Annotated in this window: 19 protein-coding genes; 3 read left to right on the forward strand and 16 right to left on the reverse strand. The window is 33.9% G+C overall.

All coding sequences use genetic code 11. The features are described from left to right. The first annotated feature begins 11 nt into the window (after positions 1-11). Together MWH28_RS09375 and MWH28_RS09380 are read left to right on the forward strand one after the other, a co-directional pair. Positions 12-1,196 carry an MFS transporter gene (locus MWH28_RS09375; protein WP_248619101.1) on the forward strand — a complete coding sequence of 395 codons (1,185 nt, stop codon included), beginning with the start codon at positions 12-14 and terminating at the stop codon, positions 1,194-1,196. Positions 1,197-1,211: 15 nt separating this feature from the next. After that, entirely contained in the window at positions 1,212-1,547 is a 336-nt protein-coding gene (locus MWH28_RS09380) for a carboxymuconolactone decarboxylase family protein (RefSeq protein ID WP_248619102.1), read from the forward strand. Positions 1,548-1,685: 138 nt separating this feature from the next. On the opposite strand, the gene MWH28_RS09385 is transcribed toward MWH28_RS09380, so the two are convergent. The 7 genes from MWH28_RS09385 to MWH28_RS09415 form a co-directional block, all read right to left on the reverse strand. Next, positions 1,686-4,172 carry a CoA-disulfide reductase gene (locus MWH28_RS09385; RefSeq protein ID WP_248619103.1) on the reverse strand — a complete coding sequence of 829 codons (2,487 nt, stop codon included), beginning with the start codon at positions 4,170-4,172 and terminating at the stop codon, positions 1,686-1,688. Between the two features lie 162 nt (positions 4,173-4,334). Continuing rightward, a complete protein-coding gene (locus MWH28_RS09390; RefSeq protein WP_248619104.1) occupies positions 4,335-5,645 on the reverse strand; it encodes a methyl-accepting chemotaxis protein in 1,311 nt (436 codons plus the stop codon). Between the two features lie 328 nt (positions 5,646-5,973). Next, positions 5,974-7,371: an MATE family efflux transporter gene (locus MWH28_RS09395; RefSeq protein WP_248619105.1), complete on the reverse strand. Its 1,398-nt coding sequence runs from the start codon at positions 7,369-7,371 to the stop codon at positions 5,974-5,976. A 1-nt stretch (position 7,372) separates the two neighbouring features. Continuing rightward, a complete protein-coding gene (locus MWH28_RS09400) occupies positions 7,373-7,837 on the reverse strand; it encodes a MarR family winged helix-turn-helix transcriptional regulator (RefSeq protein ID WP_248619106.1) in 465 nt (154 codons plus the stop codon). 154 nt (positions 7,838-7,991) lie between these two features. Next, positions 7,992-9,077: an AI-2E family transporter gene (locus MWH28_RS09405; RefSeq protein WP_248619107.1), complete on the reverse strand. Its 1,086-nt coding sequence runs from the start codon at positions 9,075-9,077 to the stop codon at positions 7,992-7,994. Positions 9,078-9,109: 32 nt separating this feature from the next. After that, positions 9,110-9,265: a hypothetical protein gene (locus MWH28_RS09410; protein ID WP_248619108.1), complete on the reverse strand. Its 156-nt coding sequence runs from the start codon at positions 9,263-9,265 to the stop codon at positions 9,110-9,112. Positions 9,266-9,512: 247 nt separating this feature from the next. After that, positions 9,513-10,520 carry a LysM peptidoglycan-binding domain-containing protein gene (locus MWH28_RS09415; RefSeq protein WP_248619109.1) on the reverse strand — a complete coding sequence of 336 codons (1,008 nt, stop codon included), beginning with the start codon at positions 10,518-10,520 and terminating at the stop codon, positions 9,513-9,515. A gap of 323 nt (positions 10,521-10,843) precedes the next feature. Between MWH28_RS09415 and MWH28_RS09420 the strand changes: the two genes are divergently transcribed. Next, a complete protein-coding gene (locus MWH28_RS09420; protein ID WP_248619110.1) occupies positions 10,844-11,131 on the forward strand; it encodes a hypothetical protein in 288 nt (95 codons plus the stop codon). On the opposite strand, the gene MWH28_RS09425 is transcribed toward MWH28_RS09420, so the two are convergent. The 9 genes from MWH28_RS09425 to MWH28_RS09465 form a co-directional block, all read right to left on the reverse strand. After that, on the reverse strand, positions 11,128-11,664 hold the full coding sequence (locus MWH28_RS09425) for a cell wall-active antibiotics response protein (protein ID WP_248619111.1): 537 nt from the start codon (positions 11,662-11,664) through the stop codon (positions 11,128-11,130). The two genes, MWH28_RS09420 and MWH28_RS09425, sit on opposite strands and share 4 nt — an antisense overlap. A gap of 40 nt (positions 11,665-11,704) precedes the next feature. Continuing rightward, positions 11,705-12,778: a serine hydrolase domain-containing protein gene (locus MWH28_RS09430; RefSeq protein WP_248619112.1), complete on the reverse strand. Its 1,074-nt coding sequence runs from the start codon at positions 12,776-12,778 to the stop codon at positions 11,705-11,707. 16 nt (positions 12,779-12,794) lie between these two features. Further along, positions 12,795-13,373 carry a TetR/AcrR family transcriptional regulator gene (locus tag MWH28_RS09435; RefSeq protein ID WP_248619113.1) on the reverse strand — a complete coding sequence of 193 codons (579 nt, stop codon included), beginning with the start codon at positions 13,371-13,373 and terminating at the stop codon, positions 12,795-12,797. 162 nt (positions 13,374-13,535) lie between these two features. Next, the gene (locus tag MWH28_RS09440) at positions 13,536-13,850 is read right to left on the reverse strand and encodes a YbjQ family protein (protein WP_248619114.1); all 315 of its coding nucleotides are present in this window, start codon (positions 13,848-13,850) and stop codon (positions 13,536-13,538) included. A gap of 224 nt (positions 13,851-14,074) precedes the next feature. After that, a complete protein-coding gene (locus MWH28_RS09445; RefSeq protein ID WP_248619115.1) occupies positions 14,075-14,434 on the reverse strand; it encodes a VOC family protein in 360 nt (119 codons plus the stop codon). Between the two features lie 170 nt (positions 14,435-14,604). After that, the gene (locus MWH28_RS09450) at positions 14,605-15,627 is read right to left on the reverse strand and encodes a molybdopterin-binding protein (RefSeq protein WP_248619116.1); all 1,023 of its coding nucleotides are present in this window, start codon (positions 15,625-15,627) and stop codon (positions 14,605-14,607) included. 41 nt (positions 15,628-15,668) lie between these two features. Then, complete coding sequence (gene yqeB / locus MWH28_RS09455) at positions 15,669-16,469, reverse strand: selenium-dependent molybdenum cofactor biosynthesis protein YqeB (protein ID WP_248619117.1); 801 nt, start codon at positions 16,467-16,469, stop codon at positions 15,669-15,671. Between the two features lie 112 nt (positions 16,470-16,581). Further along, positions 16,582-18,879: a xanthine dehydrogenase family protein molybdopterin-binding subunit gene (locus MWH28_RS09460; RefSeq protein WP_248619118.1), complete on the reverse strand. Its 2,298-nt coding sequence runs from the start codon at positions 18,877-18,879 to the stop codon at positions 16,582-16,584. A 2-nt stretch (positions 18,880-18,881) separates the two neighbouring features. Further along, entirely contained in the window at positions 18,882-19,364 is a 483-nt protein-coding gene (locus MWH28_RS09465; protein WP_248619119.1) for a (2Fe-2S)-binding protein, read from the reverse strand. Positions 19,365-19,381 lie beyond the last annotated feature (17 nt).

Consider the following 19,381-nt stretch of genomic DNA (forward strand, 5'->3'; position numbering starts at 1 on the left):
GAGTTAACATATTGAATAAAGAAAAGAAGTTATTATTAATCTTAGGTCTATTAGCCTTTCTAGTTCAAGGAGATAATACTGTTATTTCTCCTATCCTACCAGGAATAGCTGGAGAACTTGATCTAGCAATTCCTACAGCAGCTACAGCAATTACAGCGTATATGCTACCTTTTGGCCTATTTTCTCTAATCTATGGCCCTTTAGCAGATAAATTCGGTAAAGCATATGTAATTAATATTGCTTCCTTTGGAACAGCCGTATTCAGTAGTGCTAGCGGCTTAGCTTATTCTTATTTTTCTTTAATCGGCTTTAGAGGGATCAATGGAATCTTTGCAGCAGGGATCATTCCTTTAGCTTTATCATTAATCGGTGATCTTTTTGAAAAGAAAGAAAAGCAGAATGCAATTGGAATGTTTATGGGATTTATGTTTTTAGGCCAAGGAGTTGCTACAGCCATTGGAGGTACTTTAGCTCAATTTGCTAGTTGGCGTTGGGTATTTTTAATTTATGGAGTTTTAGAGCTAATTATAGCAGTTATCATGTTCCATAAAATAAAGAGTCGTTCAACCAAAAAATCACCTACATCCAAAGGAATTATTGAATATTATAGCTCACTATTGAATAAAAGATTGATCAAGCCTATTTTAGCATCAATATTCTTTGTAGGCTATGCAGTTTTTGGAACATTTTCTTATTTGGGCTCTTATTTAGATGACTCCTTTCAATATCCAGTTTTAACTATCGGCTTAATTTTAACTGGCTTTGGAATAGCTTCAGTAATTGGAGGCAGAAGATCAGGGAATATTAAAGAAAAGATGGGCTTTAAAATTATCTTTCTTGGCGCAATAATTGCCAGTTTATCAATAGTCTTATTTAGTTATGCTACAAATACATGGTTATTCTTTTTAAGCATGGCTGGGTTTGGATTAGGCTTTGTTTTCTTGCAATCTACTTTGGTAACTACAGCTCAACAGATTGGAGCTAAAAATACAGGAACAGTGATGGCCTTAGTAGCCTTTTGTATCATTACTGGTGGAGGAGTTGGAACCTTCATCAATGGAATAATCTTAACAAGCTTTAGCTATACATTTATATTCAACATAGCAGCTAGCATCTTATTACTCCTAGGCTTAATCGTAGGAACTAGATTAATGGGAACTGAAGAACAGGTCCAAAAATTAGCTAAAGCACAATAAAAGGAGGAATCAATTATGAATGCTAAAGAAACAATAGAAAATTTAACTAACAGTGTAGAAGGTTTGAGTAAAAAGTTACCTGAACAGATGGATAATTTTCAGAATTTTGCTGAGAGTGTAATCAGTGATGGAGCTTTAAGTACTAAAATGAAGCTTATAATTGCTGTTAGTGTAGCAATCACTAAAAGGTGTGAATATTGTATAGTAATGAATTTAAAAAAGGCAATTGATGCAGGTGTTACTAAAGAGGAATTATTAGAAGCCTGTAGTGTTGTTATGTTATTAGATGGAGGGCCAGCTATGGCTTACACCACCTTTTTAGAAGAAAAGTATGATGAATTAACCTCTTAATATAGAAAGACCCAGATCTTAAAAAGATCTGGGTCTTTAGTATCCATAATCCCGATTATAAAAATGAAGTTTCTATAATAAGCTCTTCTAGATTACTCTTTATCGGAAGACCAAAACCATGATTACAGATATATCCAATTAGATGAATAAATTCATATTTGATTCTTCAGCATTACTGATAAAGCTTGCTACTCCTCCTACTTCAACACCATCAATTAACTCCTCTTTCTTAATCCCCATCACATCCATAGACATTTGACAGGCAACAAGTCTTACTCCATTTAACTTTGCTTGACCAATTAAGGCTTCTAAAGAATCTACTCCCTTATCTTTCATTACTTTTCTAATCATCTTAGCACCCATTCCAAACATATTCATATTAGATAGCTGTAACTTCTTACTTCCACGAGGCATCATCCAGCCAAACATTCTATCCATCAAGCTCTTTTTAACCTTCCCTGGTTTATCTTTTCTTAAGGCATTTAATCCCCAGAAAGTGAAGAATAAAGTTACTTCACTACCCATAGAAGCTGCACCATTAGCAATAATAAAAGAGGCAATAGCCTTATCTAGATCTCCACTAAAGACTACCATAGTCTTCTTATTCTTATCATTCTCTATCATAGTAGTAGCTTCTGTTTGCCCCTTTTGAATCACTGCTTTTACTTGACCATCCTGTTGACCACTCTCTAATAATCTATTTCCTGTACTCTTACACCAAGCTTCAATATCTGCTATAAATCCTGGGTCAGTAGCTATAACCTCTAAGATATCCCCCTTATCTAACTCTTCTATCTTTTTATAAACTTTCATAATTGGCCCAGGACATTGTAAGCCACAGGCATCTAACTCCACTCTTTTTCCTTCTTGTGTCATTTTAGCTTTCTTAGCCATAGCTTGTCCCTCCTTAGGATTGGAAACAATAGACTGCTCTTCAGATTCAGATCTATTATAGTCAGTCTTTAATTCTTTTTTATCGGTCATAACCTCTTTATATAACTTATAACCACCACTCAAATTCTTAACCTTAGAGAATCCATGCTGAGTTAGGATTCTAGAGGCAATATATCCTCTTAAACCAACTGCACAATAAACTATTATCTCTTTATCTTTATCAAGCTCTTCTATTCTTTCTCTCAAGCTATTAAGAGGAATATTGATCGAACCTTCAATCTTTCCTACTTGAGCTTCTATCTCTTCTCTAACATCTAACAGGATAGTATCATCATCTAATTCATCAATTTCATGCCAATAAGTGACATCAACTATACCATTTAAGATATTTCCTGCTGTAAAACCAGCCATATTAACTGGATCTTTAGCAGAACCAAAAGGTGGAGCATAAGCCAACTCTAACTCCTGTAAATCAAAGACTGTCTTACCAAATTTAATAGCCGCAGCTATTAAATCAATCCTCTTGTCGACCCCCTTATAACCAAGGATTTGAGCACCCAATAACTTACCTTCTTGTGGGGTATAAATAATTTTAATCGTCATTGGAAATGATCCCGGATAATAACCAGCATGACTTTGAGAAGTTGTATAAGATACCTGATAGTCAATACCTGCTTGTTTAAGCTGCTTTTCATTATTACCTGTAGCAGCAACTGTTAGATCAAAAGCTTTGGCTATGCTTGTACCTTGAGTTCCCCTAAACTTTTTCTTTTCCCCTACAATATTACCTGCTACAATTCTACCTTGCTTATTCGCTGGCCCAGCTAAAGGAATATGAGCAGCCTCCTTACTAACATAATCAACTACCTCAATAGCATCACCAATAGCATAAATACTCTGATCAGAGGTTTGAAGATATTCATCTACCTTAATAGCCCCTGTCTGACCCAGTTCTAGCCCAGCTTCTTTAGCTAGTTTAACATTAGGGTTTACCCCCATAGCTAACATTACTAAGTCAGCTTCTAGCTCCTTTCCACTTGCTAAAGTAACAACCTGCTTTGCCCCTTCTTCTCTAAAAGAATTAACTTTATCAGATAGATAGAGGTTTATATCTTTGGCCCTCATATGATTATGAAGCTGAGCTGCCATCTCAGTATCTAGTGACCCTAAAACTTGAGGGGCCAACTCAACTACTGAAACATCAACTCCACGCTCATGTAAGTTCTCTGCCATCTCTAATCCAATATATCCTGCTCCAACAACAACTGCTCGTTCTGGATTATTCATATCAATAAATTCTTTAATTCTATCTGTATCAGAAATATCTCTTAGAGTAAATATATTCTCTCCATCAATACCTGGTAATGGAGGTTGAATAGGATTGGCCCCTGGAGATAAAACTAAACAATCATAACTTTCTTGATACTCTTCTCTTTTTTGCCTATCCCTAACCCTAACCTCCTTTTTCTCTCTATCAATACTTAATACCTCATTCTTTACCCTTACATCAATGTTGAATCTAGCAGCCATAGCCTCTGGTGTTTGAAGCAGTAATTTATCCCGTTCTTCAATTACTTCACCTATATGATAAGGTAAACCACAATTAGCAAAAGATATATGCTCACCTTTCTCAAAGATAATAATTTCTGCCTCTTCATCTAACCTTCTTAGCCTAGCAGCCGTACTTGCTCCTCCAGCTACTCCTCCAACTATTAATATCTTTTTGTCCATTTTATATCAGTCCTTTCTCCTATTTGATCAAATTCTATGATTTTTATCAGATAAATTTGTAATAATTTTAACTACTGCTCTTAATTATAAAGATGGTGTATTGACTATATCTTTAGCTTTTTGCTAATTACATAGTAGTTTATCTCTAATCCATTTCTTTTCTTATAGATCAAATTCCTGAACACTTTCTTCTAGGTTTTCAGAAAAACTCGTCAACTCTTCTGCCGAAATGGCAGTCTCTTTTGCACTTGAAGAAACATCTTTAACTATTTCATTAATAACTTCAGTATTACTAACAACTGTCTCTAATTTCTCCTCTTCTTCTTTAGTAACCTCCTTAATTTCTAACATCTCACTAGCTAATTGACTTACATTTTCCTTAATCTCTTCAAATCCTTTCACAGTATCTAAAGTACTTTCAATTCCCTTTTTAATCAACTTATAATTATCATTACTATTCGTTACAGCTAGCTCAGCTTCTAGCTGAAATCCTTCAATCAATTCTCTAATCTCAATCGTTGATTTTTTAACATTGGCAGCCAATTCTCGAATTTCTTCAGCAACTACTGCAAAACCCTGCCCTGTTTTATTACTTCTAGCTGCTTCTATAGCTGCATTTAAAGCTAAAATATTAGTCTGTTCAGCAATATCATCTATAGTTTCAACCACATCACTAATTTGATGGGATTTATTATTTAATTCTTTGATGGTCTGATTTAATTTTTGAGTAGTTATATCAATTTTTTTCATATCGTTAATTAAATCATTATTATTTTTGGCCCCCTCTATAGCTAGTTTATTGGTTACCGTAGTTAATTCAGTAGAATAATCAACTTTTTGCACAGTATCTTCAACTAAATCGTTAAACTCCTGAAGTAATAGTAGATTCTCCTCAGTACTATCTGCTTGCCTTTCTGTCACAACAGATACTTCCTGAGATACTGCACTCAACTGTTGGCTAGCAGCATTAACTTGTTCTGACTCTTGATTTATTCTTCCAATCAATGCTCTTAACCTAGCAGTCATCTGGTTAAATATATCCGCTAACTCTTCAATTTCATCTCTAGTATTCACCTCGATTGTTGTATTTAAATTACCATTAGCAATTTTTCTAGCACCATTTATTAATTTTTTAATAGGCACTGTAGTTAACATAGTAACAATTATACCTAATAATAATGCTGTAATCCCCATCACTACTATCCCTTTAAATAATACATCTTTGATATCTTCAGTCATCTCTTTAACCCCTCTAGTATGCTCCATCATACCAAAAACAAGAGATTTAATTTCTTCCTTATTTAGCTCTTCAATATCTTTTAAATTATCATGCTGTGAATCTAAATTTTCTAAAGAATTATTTAATGCAACTAGCTGTTTGTTACTTACATAAACCATCCCTCCTAAAACCAAAGTAACTATTATTGAACATGCTAATAATTTGCTCATCAAATTAATCTTAATTCTCTTCATTTAAATTCGCCCTCCCTTTAGTACCCTTACCTTATTCTTACTATTTTGACCAACATGCATTATTATAACAAAGGAATATTAAGATAAAATTAAGATAAAATTAAAATTTTGAAGCTATATCATAATAGGTTTAGAGTTTTTTCGGTAAATTTAACTATACTTATCAAAAAACGAATAGACGACTTAGGTCCTATAGTCAAGAGATTGCGCAGGGGCTAATAAAAAAAAGAAGTTGAAGTAAGTATACTTACTTCAACTTCTTAAATAATTCTGGAAACATCAAATACTTTTAAAAACTTCCCCTCTACTCTTTACCTACTTCTAATCCTCATGCTGCTAGCTTTTCTTCTTCCGTAACCTTAATGTTTAACCACTTTTCAGACTTATAACGCCACAGATTTAAGCCTGCCATCACAAAAAGGTTAACACCCATAGCCATCCAAAATCCTAATAACCCATATCCTAATGAATAGCCAAAAAGTAGGCCTAAAGTTAACCTTACTCCCCAGTCTCCAACAATTGTGCTATACATTGGCCACTTAGTGTCTCCGCCACCTCTTAAAGCCCCTGCTAAGACTATAATCAATCCAAATAATGCTTGAATTACTATCATGAACCTTAAGATTGGTAATACTAAATTTATTACTTCCAAATCTGTAGTAAATAACTTAATAATTGGATGAGCAAAAATGAACATAGGGATTGAAATTACAATCAATAGCCCTGTAGATAAATAGGCTGTCTGTTTTGCATATTCTTTAGCCAAGTCTTTTTTACCAGCTCCTAAACTTTGCCCAACTAAAGTTGTTGCTGCAGTAGCAAAGCCAAAACCGATCATAATAGGTACTAATTCTATATTCATTACAATTGCATTAGCAGCAAGAGTTAACGTTCCTAAAGCCGCAATCAAAATTGTATAGATAATTTGTGAACTTTGCCTAACTAGTTGTTCAATTGCTGCCGGAATTCCAATAGTAAAGATCTCTTTAATCATCTTAAAATCAACCTTTAAGCTAGACTTGTTAAGCTCCAGTTTTAAGATTGAATTTCCTCTAATTAAGACTATAAAACCTGCTATAGTTCCAACAACCCTAGATAAAATAGTTCCTATGGCTGCTCCTGCTACTCCTAAAGCAGGGAAGACTCCGACCCCAAAGATAAGCAGGTAATTTATAACTACATTACAGATGTTTGAAATGATCATGATATAAAGAGGAGTCTTCATATCACCAATCCCTTGCAAAATAGCTGTAATAAGCATCATCGGTAGAGCAAAAACCATTGAACTAAAGATTATTCTTAAATAAATACTACCTTGATCTAATACAGCACCATCTACTTCTTCCATCAAAACCATCATCATCTCCAGTAAAGATTGAGAAGTTAAAAAGCCAATTAGGGCCAATATTAATGACAGAACAATCCCACTAATCAGTGCGTTGACCATGACTTTGTTGGCTTGCTTATGATTTTTGGCCCCTACATAGCGAGCTACTAAGGCAGTTGCTCCTATGCTTAAAGCAGATATAGCACCTACTACTACCATAATTAATCTATTACTCATATCTACAGCTGCTAAGGCTGTTGGCCCTATACTTCCTATCATCATTACATCTATCATTCCAATCACACTTTGTAAAAACATCATCAATAATGCGGGCCAAGCTAATTTTAATATATTTTTTCTTATATCTGTTGTTGTTTTAGTACTATCTAATTCTAGCATCTTAATTTTCCTCTTCCCATTTAATATTTTCAAAATCTTCTTCCATATCCTTTAAAATTGGAGTTAGCAGTTCAATTAGTTCATCTTGTTGTCCTGAATCTAGACCTCTTAATGATCTTAGTAAAAACTTTTGTCTGACTTCTACAATAGAATTCAATATACTCTCTCCGTTAGAAGTAACTTCTAATAAAACTTCCCTTCTATCCTCTGGATTTCGATACCTCTCCACTAACTCTTCCTTTACCAATGCATCTATAATTACAGTTAACGTACTATTTGCCATATAAGCCTTCTTAGTTAATCCCGTCATATTTATAGGTTGTAACTTATCAAGTAACCACAAAATATGAAATCGTGGTGGAGTTAATCCTAGTTTTAAAACTTCTTCCTTAGTGTGTAAGAAAATAAACTTATGAATATCTTTTAATAGATTATCAATCTTCTTCACCCTTTTATTAGATTTCACTTTTAATCAACACTTCCTTTATTTTTGATTTATAATATTTATAACTACTAAGTATTATAAATCAAAATAATTCTTTCTGCAACTAATTCTTTAATCCATTTTAAGAAGTTCAAATTTTACTTGAGTTTATTTACCCTTCTCACACCAACCTCTTTCATATATACTCTTCTCTCCTTTTCAACCTCCAAATTTGAAGACCATGAGTAAATATCACCTTACAAATCGCATAAGTAGGAACAACCAATATCATACCAATTAAACCGATCAAACTACCTGCTCCCAATATCAAAAACATAATTGTAATAGGATGCATCTTTAACTTTCTTCCAATCACTTGAGGTGCTATAAGGTTACTTTCTATCTGTTGAATAATAAAAACAACACCTACAGTAATCAATGCTATCATTGGTGATTGAAAGAGTCCAACAACTACAGCAGGAACGGTTCCAATCCACGGGCCAAAATAAGGAATAATATTTGTAACACCTGCTATTACAGCTAATAATAATGCATAATCTAGTCCAATGATAAGAAAAGCAAGATAACATAAAGTACCTACACAAAGACAAACAATTCCCTGTCCTCGTATATAAGCACTCAAGGTCTTATCAATATCCTGCAAAGTTGATTGGGCATCATCACGTTGTTTCTCATTAAAGATACTCACAATAGACCTTCCAAGCTTCTCCCCATCCTTTAATAGATAATAAAGAATAAATGGAACAATAATTAATACAAGTACTAGATTCACTAGTGTTCCTAAAAAAGCTAATATATCCGAAGCAAGATTTGTAGTCATCTGATTAATTGAATCACCTAACTCAAAGATAAACTCTTCTATATTTAACATCTCACTTAATGGATACCGTTGGAAAAAATCACTTTCTTGAATATCAATTAAACTACTTTGAATTTCAGAAATAATAACAGGCATATTCTCAATCAAACTATAAAACTGTCGTTGCAGTAAAGGTCCAACAATAAATAATAGACTTATCAGAATATAAACTAAAATAAGATATAATAACAAAATAGACATTCTTCTTGATAATCTCTTCTCCATTATACTAACAGCAGGTCTCAACAAATAAAAAAGAAATCCTGATAGAATAATCGGGATGAATAAAGTTTCAAATATAACAACAAAAGGGTTAAAGACCCAATTGATCAATGAGCCAACATATATGATTAAAAATAGCAAGAGGATTCCATAACCAATTTTAAATATTTTTTCAACCATTCTTTAACTCCTTTTCAATAAAATTTCTTAAATTACAACTCGATACCTAATGAACTTATCCACAGTAGATAAGATTTTAAATTAACCCCTTTTACTTCTTGTTCCTGCTCCTTTGGCTGCGGAGGAGGTTCTTGTTCTTCTTCAGCAGGAACACATCCACCTATTATGTAAAGTTTATGGCAGAACATACATTATTTTATCACATTACAAAAAAATAATGTATTACAAAATAAATTGAATCATAAGATCAATCGCTAATTAGGTTGGTATATCAATATTTTGACCAGCTGTAATTATATCAGGATTTGGTGTTGTTATGAGATTAGATGGAGGAAAGTTACCATAGATAATCAATTAACTTTTCATAAAAAAATCCCCCTAGTATCAATACTAGGAGGTAATTAAAATTAGGAGGCCAATAATTTCAACAATCTATTAATTATAATCAGTTGTAACCCATCTTGTTTTACTATCTTCATCCAAAGGAATTATAATAGTAGTTCCCTCAGCTAATTTTTCATTAGCATCTTCTAAATAATTCGCTTCAAGAATAGAGCGATTTGTTATACTATTTTCATAAGAAAGATCAAAGATATACTCTCCACCCTCTGCAACTTCATAGATCTTATGCTCAGCAAAGAAGGCTGGATTAACAGGCATCAATATCTTTTGACCTGCAATTACATCTTCATCTTCCTCTAGTTGATTAATTCTTCTTAATATATCTTCTGTAATCTCAAATTTTTCTGCAATCTCTGTTAAAGTTTCATTTTGAGTAGCTTGATAATAATTATCAAGTTTTTGATTCATTCTTCTTAAATAAGCAAGCTTATTTGAATTATCCAAAGGAATAACTAATTCAATTCCTTCTTCAATTCCTTCAGAATCAGAAATATCATTTGTATCTAAAATCTCAGAAACACTTACCCCAAATGTATTTGCAATATCATTGATCTCTTCATCTTCTTGAACTGTATGAACAAAATATTGGGGAACAACCTCTGTTGATTCATCTTCTTGCTCTACTTCTTCCTCTTCATTTTCTGTATTATCATTTACAGGAATTAGGATTTCTTCTCCTACATATAACTCAGAAGAATTTTCAATCTCATTTAGCTCAATTAATTCTTCTACAGTTACATCATATTCTTGAGCAATACTCCATAAACCTTCCCCTGTTTTGATAGTATGATAAGTATAACTATCACTACTATCCTCATAATTGAAATTAATAGTAACTACTAATCTTTGTCCTATATAGATATTAGTAGGACTAGATATATCATTTTGATCAATTATGATCTCAACAGGTACATCTACCTTTTCAGAAATTTCATATAACGAATCTCCACTTTGAACAGTATAGACATCTTGAGCTTCTGCTTGTACTACTGGTACAGTAATCATTGCAGCCAATAAAGTAATAAATAGAAATTTCTTCATTATAATTTCTCCTCTCTTTTTTTCACTGATTATTATGCTAACATAAGTTATAATTTAGAGCAATGGTAAAGTTAGTATCTAGTATTTAAAAGATTCATAAAATCAATGATAATGGTAAATCAATTAAATTTTATTGCCCATAAATATCACTTACTTCTGATAAAACAGACAAATTGAAAGGAGAAAACATGAAATCAAATTACTTTATCGGAATAACTTTATTATTAGTAGTTCTTCTTTTTGGCTTTACCTTAAGAGGATTAGGAGTTATAACAATTCCCTGAAATTGCTCAACGCATGGTAGAAGACTGATTTATCTTTTATTGGCATTCTTCACTTTATATCAAGCCAAAGGTTTGCTTTCTATACCAGATTCTCAAATTGACTTTTTAGATAGAATAGGTTACTTATTTTTTATTTCATCTTTAGCTAATTTAACTACATTACTGGTTGATCTCAACCTTTATGATATAATCATTCCAGCAGCCCTTTGGACTATTGGAATGATTGCCATTGCAGTTATAGAAAGAGAAGAAGTTGAAGTAAATATATTCACTTCAACTTCTTTTGAGTATCAAAAGAGGTCTGCTGATAATTATGTATTGTGTTAATATTCAGCAACCTCTAAAGAACCGAATACAACATTAGCCTCTATCTCTATATACTTATCATCTTCTGTAAAATCTTCAGACTGATAAATGGATTCACCAAAGACAATATTATTTCCATCTGGCATTCTAACACTAGAAAAAGCTGAGCTAGCTACTATCTTTAGTGGAATACTAGGATCTACCTTAATTCTACTTGAACTAAAGATATTATTTATCTCTAATTCCATATTGTTATCCAGTTCAAGATTAGAAAGATCAATCTCTCCGCTACTAAAGATAATATTGTACTCTTTATCAGCTTCATTAGTTACTGCTATTCTTCTTTCACCAAATAATACTGTATTCTTATCAGTTCTAAATACTGGTCCTCCTAATAATATAGTTATTCCTAAATAAATAAAAAACAAAGAAACTATAACCCTAAAAAAAGGCAAGTGAATATTAAAACTTTTTAAAATTGAAGAAATACCAAATAAGATCAATAAAACTCCCCAAAATAGACTACTACTAAAGATAAATCCAGCTTTCATCATTAACAACCTCCTTTAAAATTTTCCTATCTTCTTTTCAGACTCAATCATTACATTTAAACAACTTTTTAATTACTTTCAGCATAAACCTAAGGCTTTTTCTCTGATAAGAAAGATCATTAAAATTCCCAATCAAATAAGTATCCAACTCTGGGTGATAAAACATAAAGACACCTGTCACACCGACACAGCCCCAAGAATTATATTTTTTAGGCATCAATAATGGAATAGTTTTAAACTGCCAAATACCATACCCATATCCTATTCCAAAGTGAAGTTTAGCCGGATCTTTCATCATTTTCTTTAAAGTAGCTTCGGACACAATTTGATATGTTGCTAAAGCTTTCATGAATTTTAGCAAATCTTGATTAGTAGCCACAACTCCCCCACCAGCATAATCAATCCCAGCATAACCTTGTAGGTCATTTATTCTTTTTCCCTGAATATAAAGATCTGCCATTGGATACGAAGATTCCTTCTTAGGTGTAGAATAATGGAGCATAAATGAATGATCCATCCCCAAAGGATTAAAGATATACTCTTTTAATACCTCGTGAAATTGCATTTCTGTAATATTTTCAATAATTAATCCTAACAGATGATAATTGGTATCTGTATAATTTAACTTTTCCCCTGGCGGAGACTTAGTTTCTAAATTATCCTTGGCCCAGATAATGGCTTCACGCGGACTCATCTTAAAATCAAAATTCTCAAAAAGATCATCCAACAATGGCCAAAAATTATCAGGCAAGCCTGATGTCTGTTTCAACAGATGCTTGATTTTAATATCAGCTGTATAGTCTTGGCCCTTATAAATATGTAAACCATTCAATAACTCCTGATCTAAGTACTGTGTAATACTATCATCAAAAGATAACTCCCCCTTCTCGAACAAAATACTAATTATAGTCGATGTAAACAGCTTACCAACACTAGCAATATAATGAGGTTGCTCAGGGTCAGCTGAAATACTGCCTGTTGAACCTGCTGCGATATTCATATCAAAATCTAATTTTTCCGAATGAACTAATAAATAACCATTATTTACTTTAGAATCTTTTTCTACCTTTTTTCTGAACAACTCCTCAATTGAGACTTTCACTTCTTCTTTTTTCATTTTCAACACCTCTTTTTTAATCAATTTCTTGCTTCTGAAGGCGAGTTGCTGTAATCACATCCGTTCCCATACTTGCTAAAAGCTCTACGTGTTTTTCTTCTCCAAAATCTTCGGGAAGCAAATCATTAGCAATCATAACTGAAAGGCCCAACTGAAAAACCCTCATCTTTAACAAAATCATCTCTAGTTCTTCTTCATTAAACTTTTCCAATTCGGGAGCACTGGACATTTCTCGTATGATATCATTGCCCAACTTTTCTTCATAATCTTCCATATAATTATTTTTCTTCAATACTAAGTCTCGAAATAATAGACTATACTCTTTAGCAAAACGCAAACTGGCTATACCCATATCTAGAAACCTATCACCTGTACCTTCTTCCATTGACATCTGGTGGTTAAGTTCAAGAATCTTATGAACTACTGTCCTCTTTAACTCTTCAATATCTTCAAAATTGACATAGATAGGTGCTACTGAGCTTCCTAGTTCATTAGCTACTTTCCTTGCTGTAAGACCTTCAATCCCTTCTATTTTTACTACTTCAATTGCTGAATCAATAATTTGCTGTTTAGAAAATTTCCTTTTAGGTGACACCATTTATCTACTCCTTTATATATCCAGTTTCTTTAAATATTAGCAAGTTCTAATTATGTAACGCTTGTTATATAACAATAATTATATACCTTTTTTAAAGAAAGTCAAGTATATTTTTTGAAGTTTCAGAAATAAAAAACACCCTCCCGGGTGTTTAAATAATTAATTTAATTTTACAGCAGTTCCATAAGCTAAAATCTCTGCAGCTCCTTGCATAACCTGAGAAGTAGAAAAACGAACATTGACAACCGCATCCGCTCCCAACCTTTCAGCTTCTTTAATCATCCTATCAATAGCTTCTTCTCTAGCTTCAGAAATCATTTTAGTATATCCCTTGACTTCTCCGCCAATCAAATTCTTTAGTGAAGCTCCAATATCATTTCCAATATGTTTAGCTTTAATAGTATTTCCTTTTACTAAACCTAAAGTTTGCTTGATCTTTTCATCTGCAATTTCTTCTGTATTTGTGACTAGCATAATAATCCTCCTAATAATCGTTTGTTTATAGTATATTCTACTTAACTATAAACAAACTAGTTATTTTAACTTTCTTAGAGGTCTCCTCTTCTATATAAGTTGAATTTAACTTTTTCACCCAAGCCTTTTGAGTTTAAAAGAATTTAAGTGAATTAAATTGAAACAAATCATTAATTCAAATTATATACTACTTCAATTCTTAAATAGTACTGAAATTAAAACCTTTAATTCTGTTCTACAAACTGAATACTAACCCCATTAGGATCTTTGACAAAGAAGAACCTAATATTAGGAACAGGTTGAAATGGGCCAACTACCTCCAACCCTTCCTCCTTAACAAAATCAAGCTGTTCATCAAAAGACTCCACCTCAAAACCCAAAGAAATTCCCTCTGGATTATCAGCAGCCTCTTTATTAGGATCAAAGATCAATTCAACCTTAGTCTCACCACTACCTAAAAAAGCAATCTCAATTTCCTCTTCAATTGTAAACTCCTGACTTACTTCAAGTCCTACAATCTTCTGATAAAACTCCAAAGACTCTTCCATATCCCCGACTGTAATAGTACACCAATTAAATTTCATACTTTATTCCTCCCTCTTAAAATTAATTGTCTGCTTAATTTTAAACCTTTCAACTAAATAATTCTATAATAAACAAATATTTTTAAGAGCTTCTTTTCTACTCTTTACCTATTTCTAATCTTCATGCTGCTGAAATATCTTCTTTATTTATCAAACAGCTATTAATCGCATCATCTTTTTCCAAAAGGACACACCGGATAACGACAGACATCACATTGTAAGCATAATCCCCCATGGGCCAACGCTATAATATCATCCCTTGTTACCTTTTCTTTAGCTAAAATTGATGGGAATACTAAATCAAAGACAGTTGCCTGATGATACATTCCACAAGCTGGCACCCCTAAAATAGGTACTTGCCCTAAATAAGCTAACATAAACATTGAGCCTGGCAATACCGGTGCCCCATAACTTTCAACTTCAGCCCCAGTTGCTCTAATTCCAGTCGGCGTTACATCATCAGGATCAACAGACATTCCTCCTGCCGTAATAATAACTTCTGCTCCTGCTTCTACCAAATCCAAAATCCCTTTCTTAATCTCTTCTACATCATCGGGAACATACTTAACCTCCAAAATTTCTGATTCAAATTCAGCTACCTTTTCTTCAAATACTGCTGCAAATCGATCCTCTATTTCTCCATAATAAACCTCATCGCCGGTAATCAAAACACCTATTTGGAACGAAAAGAATGTAGCAACCTTAAGAATATCCTCTTCTTTCTGACAGACAATTTCAATCTCTTCAATCTTCTCTTCTTCAATTACTAACGGATTAATTCTGGTTCCAGCTACTACCTGCCCCTCTTCAACTACTGTATTCGTATGCAAAGTAGCTAAAACAATATCATCTAAACCATTTATCTCCTTTAACAAATCCAAATCTATCTTTAATAACCCTTTTTGTTCAGCTACCAAATTCATCTTTCCTTCACTTGGCCCACTAATTTTAATATTTTCTCCTTGTACTCCCTTAGCTATTCTTTCTGCTGCTTCATTTTCATGGCATTGATCAGCTTCCAACTCCAACGAATAAATATGGTTCTTACCCATCTTCTTTAAAACAGGGATATCTTCAGCTTTAATTACATGTCCTTTTTTAAATTTAGCTCCTTTAAACTCTCCAGGAATTATTTGCGTCAAATCATGTCCTAAGATCATTCCTACTGCTTCTTCAACAGCTACTTTTTTCATCTTATTCCTTCCTTTCTGCTTAAAGTATTAATTAAATTATTTCAACTATTATCCATTGCCAAAGTTGCTACAACAACTGCTCCCCCAATAGTTCGTGCCTTATCTGAAATAGTATAACAATTTTTAACTCTTTTTCTAGGATCTATATCACCTAACTTAGTACCTGCCTTAACCTTAACATCTGATTTTAATAACCCTCTAATAATTCCACTAATCTCTGCTACTACCTTTTCCTCCTCTACATAACCAATAACCTCTCCAGTTTGAATTGGATCTCCAATCTCACAAGCAGATTCAAATTGACCATCAGTCGGACTCTTTAAAACTCTTTCGTTAGTATACCCAGCAACATCACCTGGGACTCCAGTATTAGGTTTAGCTTGCCCTTGGTAAATTACCCTACCTAAATCATGGCCCCGCTCAGTCTCTATTACTGCATCCACATCTTTACCTGCCTCAAAACCTGGCCCCAATCCAATTACAATTGGAGCATCATCAATCTCAGTTCCTAAATTCTTCTTAGCCATAATTGCATCTACTACTACCTGAGGCTTAAAAAAATCAATCACATCTCCTAGTGGATCAACAATAATTGGTACTCGATGATTACTAATCTCCTCTTCTATTTGCTCAAAATCTTCAACCTTCTTAGCAACTACCCCTTCTACTTCAACCTGCTCTTCATAAACAGCCTGCGCAAAAGAAACAGTCCTGCGGACTACTAAAGGCTCTGCAATTTCTGTAGCTACTACTTCAAACCCTGCCTGGTACAAATTATAGATTACACCAGTTGCTAAATCTCCAGCTCCCCTAACTACAACTCTTTTTTTACTACCAACCATCCACTTTTCACCCCTCTAAAACAAAGGATAACAAAAAAGTCTGACTCCTATTCAAAATAGCAGCCAGACTAACTATACTCTTAAAATATTTATTAAATAAGCAAGTACCTTTTTAATTTGATTCTTCTTTCTCCTTCAGTGCCTCTAACAATCTTTCAGGAGTAATCGGCAATTCCTTAACTCTAATTCCCACTGCATCATAAATCGCATTAGCAATAGCAGGTGCAGAAGGTACTAAACCTGATTCTCCAATACTTTTTGCACCAAAAGCTCCCGTTTCACTAGCTGCTTCTACAACAATAGGATGTATATTCGGCATATCAACAGAAGTTAATACTTTATAATCAGAGAAATTAGCATTTAGAGGTTCTCCTTTATCGTTATACTGCATTTGTTCAGTTAATGCAAACCCCACACCCTGCTGAACAGCACCTTCAATCTGTCCTTCAACAGATGGTGGATGAATCATAGTTCCTGCATCGTGAGCAGCTACAAAATCAATAACATCAACTTTACCTGTTTCTATATCTACTTCTACTTCTACAAATTGAACCGCATAGACAGGTGGATTCCCAGGTGGTTCAGTTGATGCTGCTCCCATAATTTGATGCCCATGCTCTCCAAAGTGTGCTTCATAAGAGACATCCTCAATAGAAGTCCTTTCCTTGGGATCTTCTTTTTTAAATACATAACCATCTTTAGTCTCTAACTCATCAGGCTCACAATCCATCATTTTACTAGCCATTTTAAGTAAGCCTTCTCTTGCTTCTAAAGCTGCTTGTTCAACGGCATAACCTCCAGCATAAATCTGACGACTAGCATGACTTCCAATTTCAAATCCAGCTACATCTGTATCAGCATCTTGAGTAATAACAACATCTTCAAATTTAACCCCTAATGTTTCAGCACAGATCTGACTAAGTGCTGTAGCTGATCCAGTTCCTAAATCAGAACAAGCATAAGTTAAATTAACCGACCCATCTTCATTAATTTTAACATTAGCAGAAGAATTTTCGTGCAGTTCAGGTACAGCACCACTAACATGCATCATATAACCTAAACCAACACCTCTTCGTTTGGTTCCAGTATCCTTCTCTCTATTTCTCTTTTCTTCCCAGTTGATTGCTTTCATACCCTTTTCCATACACTCTTCTAATCCACAACTTTCAATCGGCATCTTACTCCATAACCAGACATCATCTTTACAGGGATGATTCTTTAAACGCATTTCAGTAGGATCGATTTCTAACTCTTCAGCAATTTTATCTACTTGTGATTCAACTGCGAAAGCAACCTGTGGGTTTCCATACCCTCTAAATGCTCCTGCCGGTGGAGTATTAGTATGGACTGTACGACCTTCTGATTTAAGATTAGGAGTTTTATACATTGCTAAAAACCACCCGGTTAGAACTGCTGTTAGAGATGGTCCATGAGTAACATAAGCACCTGTGTCAACTAAGACCTCCATCTGTCTAGCAGTAAATGTTCCATCTTCTTTGACACCAGTCTTTAAAGTAATAGTAGTTGGATGTCTAGATTCTGTAAAAAATGACTCTTCTCGATCATAAGCAACCTTAACTGGTTTGCGTGTAACCTTAGCTAAGATAGCAGCAATAGGTTCATTTACAATCCCTAATCTACTACCAAAACCTCCACCGATGAAAGGCTTAATTATTTGTATATCACGAATCCGCATTCCTAAAGCTTGAGCAGTAATTTTTCTAACCAAATGTGGCATTTGAGTCGAAGTAGTAATCTTTATTCGATCATTTAGCCCCACCTCAGCTATTGCAACTCCACAAGGTTCCATAGAAGCTTGAAATACTTTTTGCGTCTCATATGTGTCCTCAAAGATATAGTCAGCATCTTCAAAACCTTCTTCCACATCTCCAATAACAGCAGGTATTTTTCCACAAATATTCCCGTCAATATGTTCTTGTGGTCCTTTTTGGTCAGTATGAATAAGCACTTCTTTTTCCTCTAAGGCTTCCTTAGAATCTAAAATAATTGGTAACTCTTTGTATTCAACCTCAATCAGCTCTAGTGCTTTTTTAGCTGTCTCTTCATCAACCGCTGCTACCCCAGCAATTGGATCTCCAACAAACCTAGCTTTATCACTAAATATATATTGATCTTCAATTAAGATAGCAGCTTCTGAAGGTGGAAACCCTGCAAAATTAAATGGGATTTTTGGTGTATCTTCATAAGTTAAAACCGCTTCTACTCCATCTAGTGCCTCTGCTTTAGATGTATCTATATTAACAATTTCGGCATGTGCATAAGGACTTCTTAACACCTTCCCAACCAGCATATTCCTAACATACATATCATCAACATATCTAGCCTGACCAGTTACTTTAGCTTTAGCATCAACCTTAACCTCTTCCTTTCCAACAGTAGAATATCCCATTCTTACACTCCTTTCTCTCTTAAATATTTAGCTGCTTCCAAGATAGCCTCAACGATCTTTTCATAACCAGTACAACGACACAAATTACCCGAAATAGCTCGCCGTACTTCTACTTCACTAGGTTCAGGATTATCATCCAACAAACCTTTAGCAGTTAAGACCATACCAGGAGTACAAAAACCACATTGAATCGCACCAGTTTCTACAAAAGCCTGTTGAATTGGATGTAACTCTCCATCTTCACCTTCTAATCCCTCAATAGTTAGCACCTTCTTACCATCAATATCTACTGCTAACATAAGACAAGAACTAACTGGCTTCCCATCAACTAAAATAGTACAACTTCCACAATCTCCTTCATCACATCCTCTTTTAGTCCCCGTCAAACCTAATTCATTACGAATCAAATCAAGTAGCGTTAAATTTACAGGTATCTCCAAGCTATAATCTTCATTATTTAAGGTAAATTGAATTGCTACTTCCATCTCTTTTCCCTCCTTAT

The sequence above is a fragment of the Natroniella sulfidigena genome (genome assembly GCF_023223645.1).
GTDB classification, from domain to species: Bacteria; Bacillota; Halanaerobiia; order Halobacteroidales; family Halobacteroidaceae; genus Natroniella; species Natroniella sulfidigena.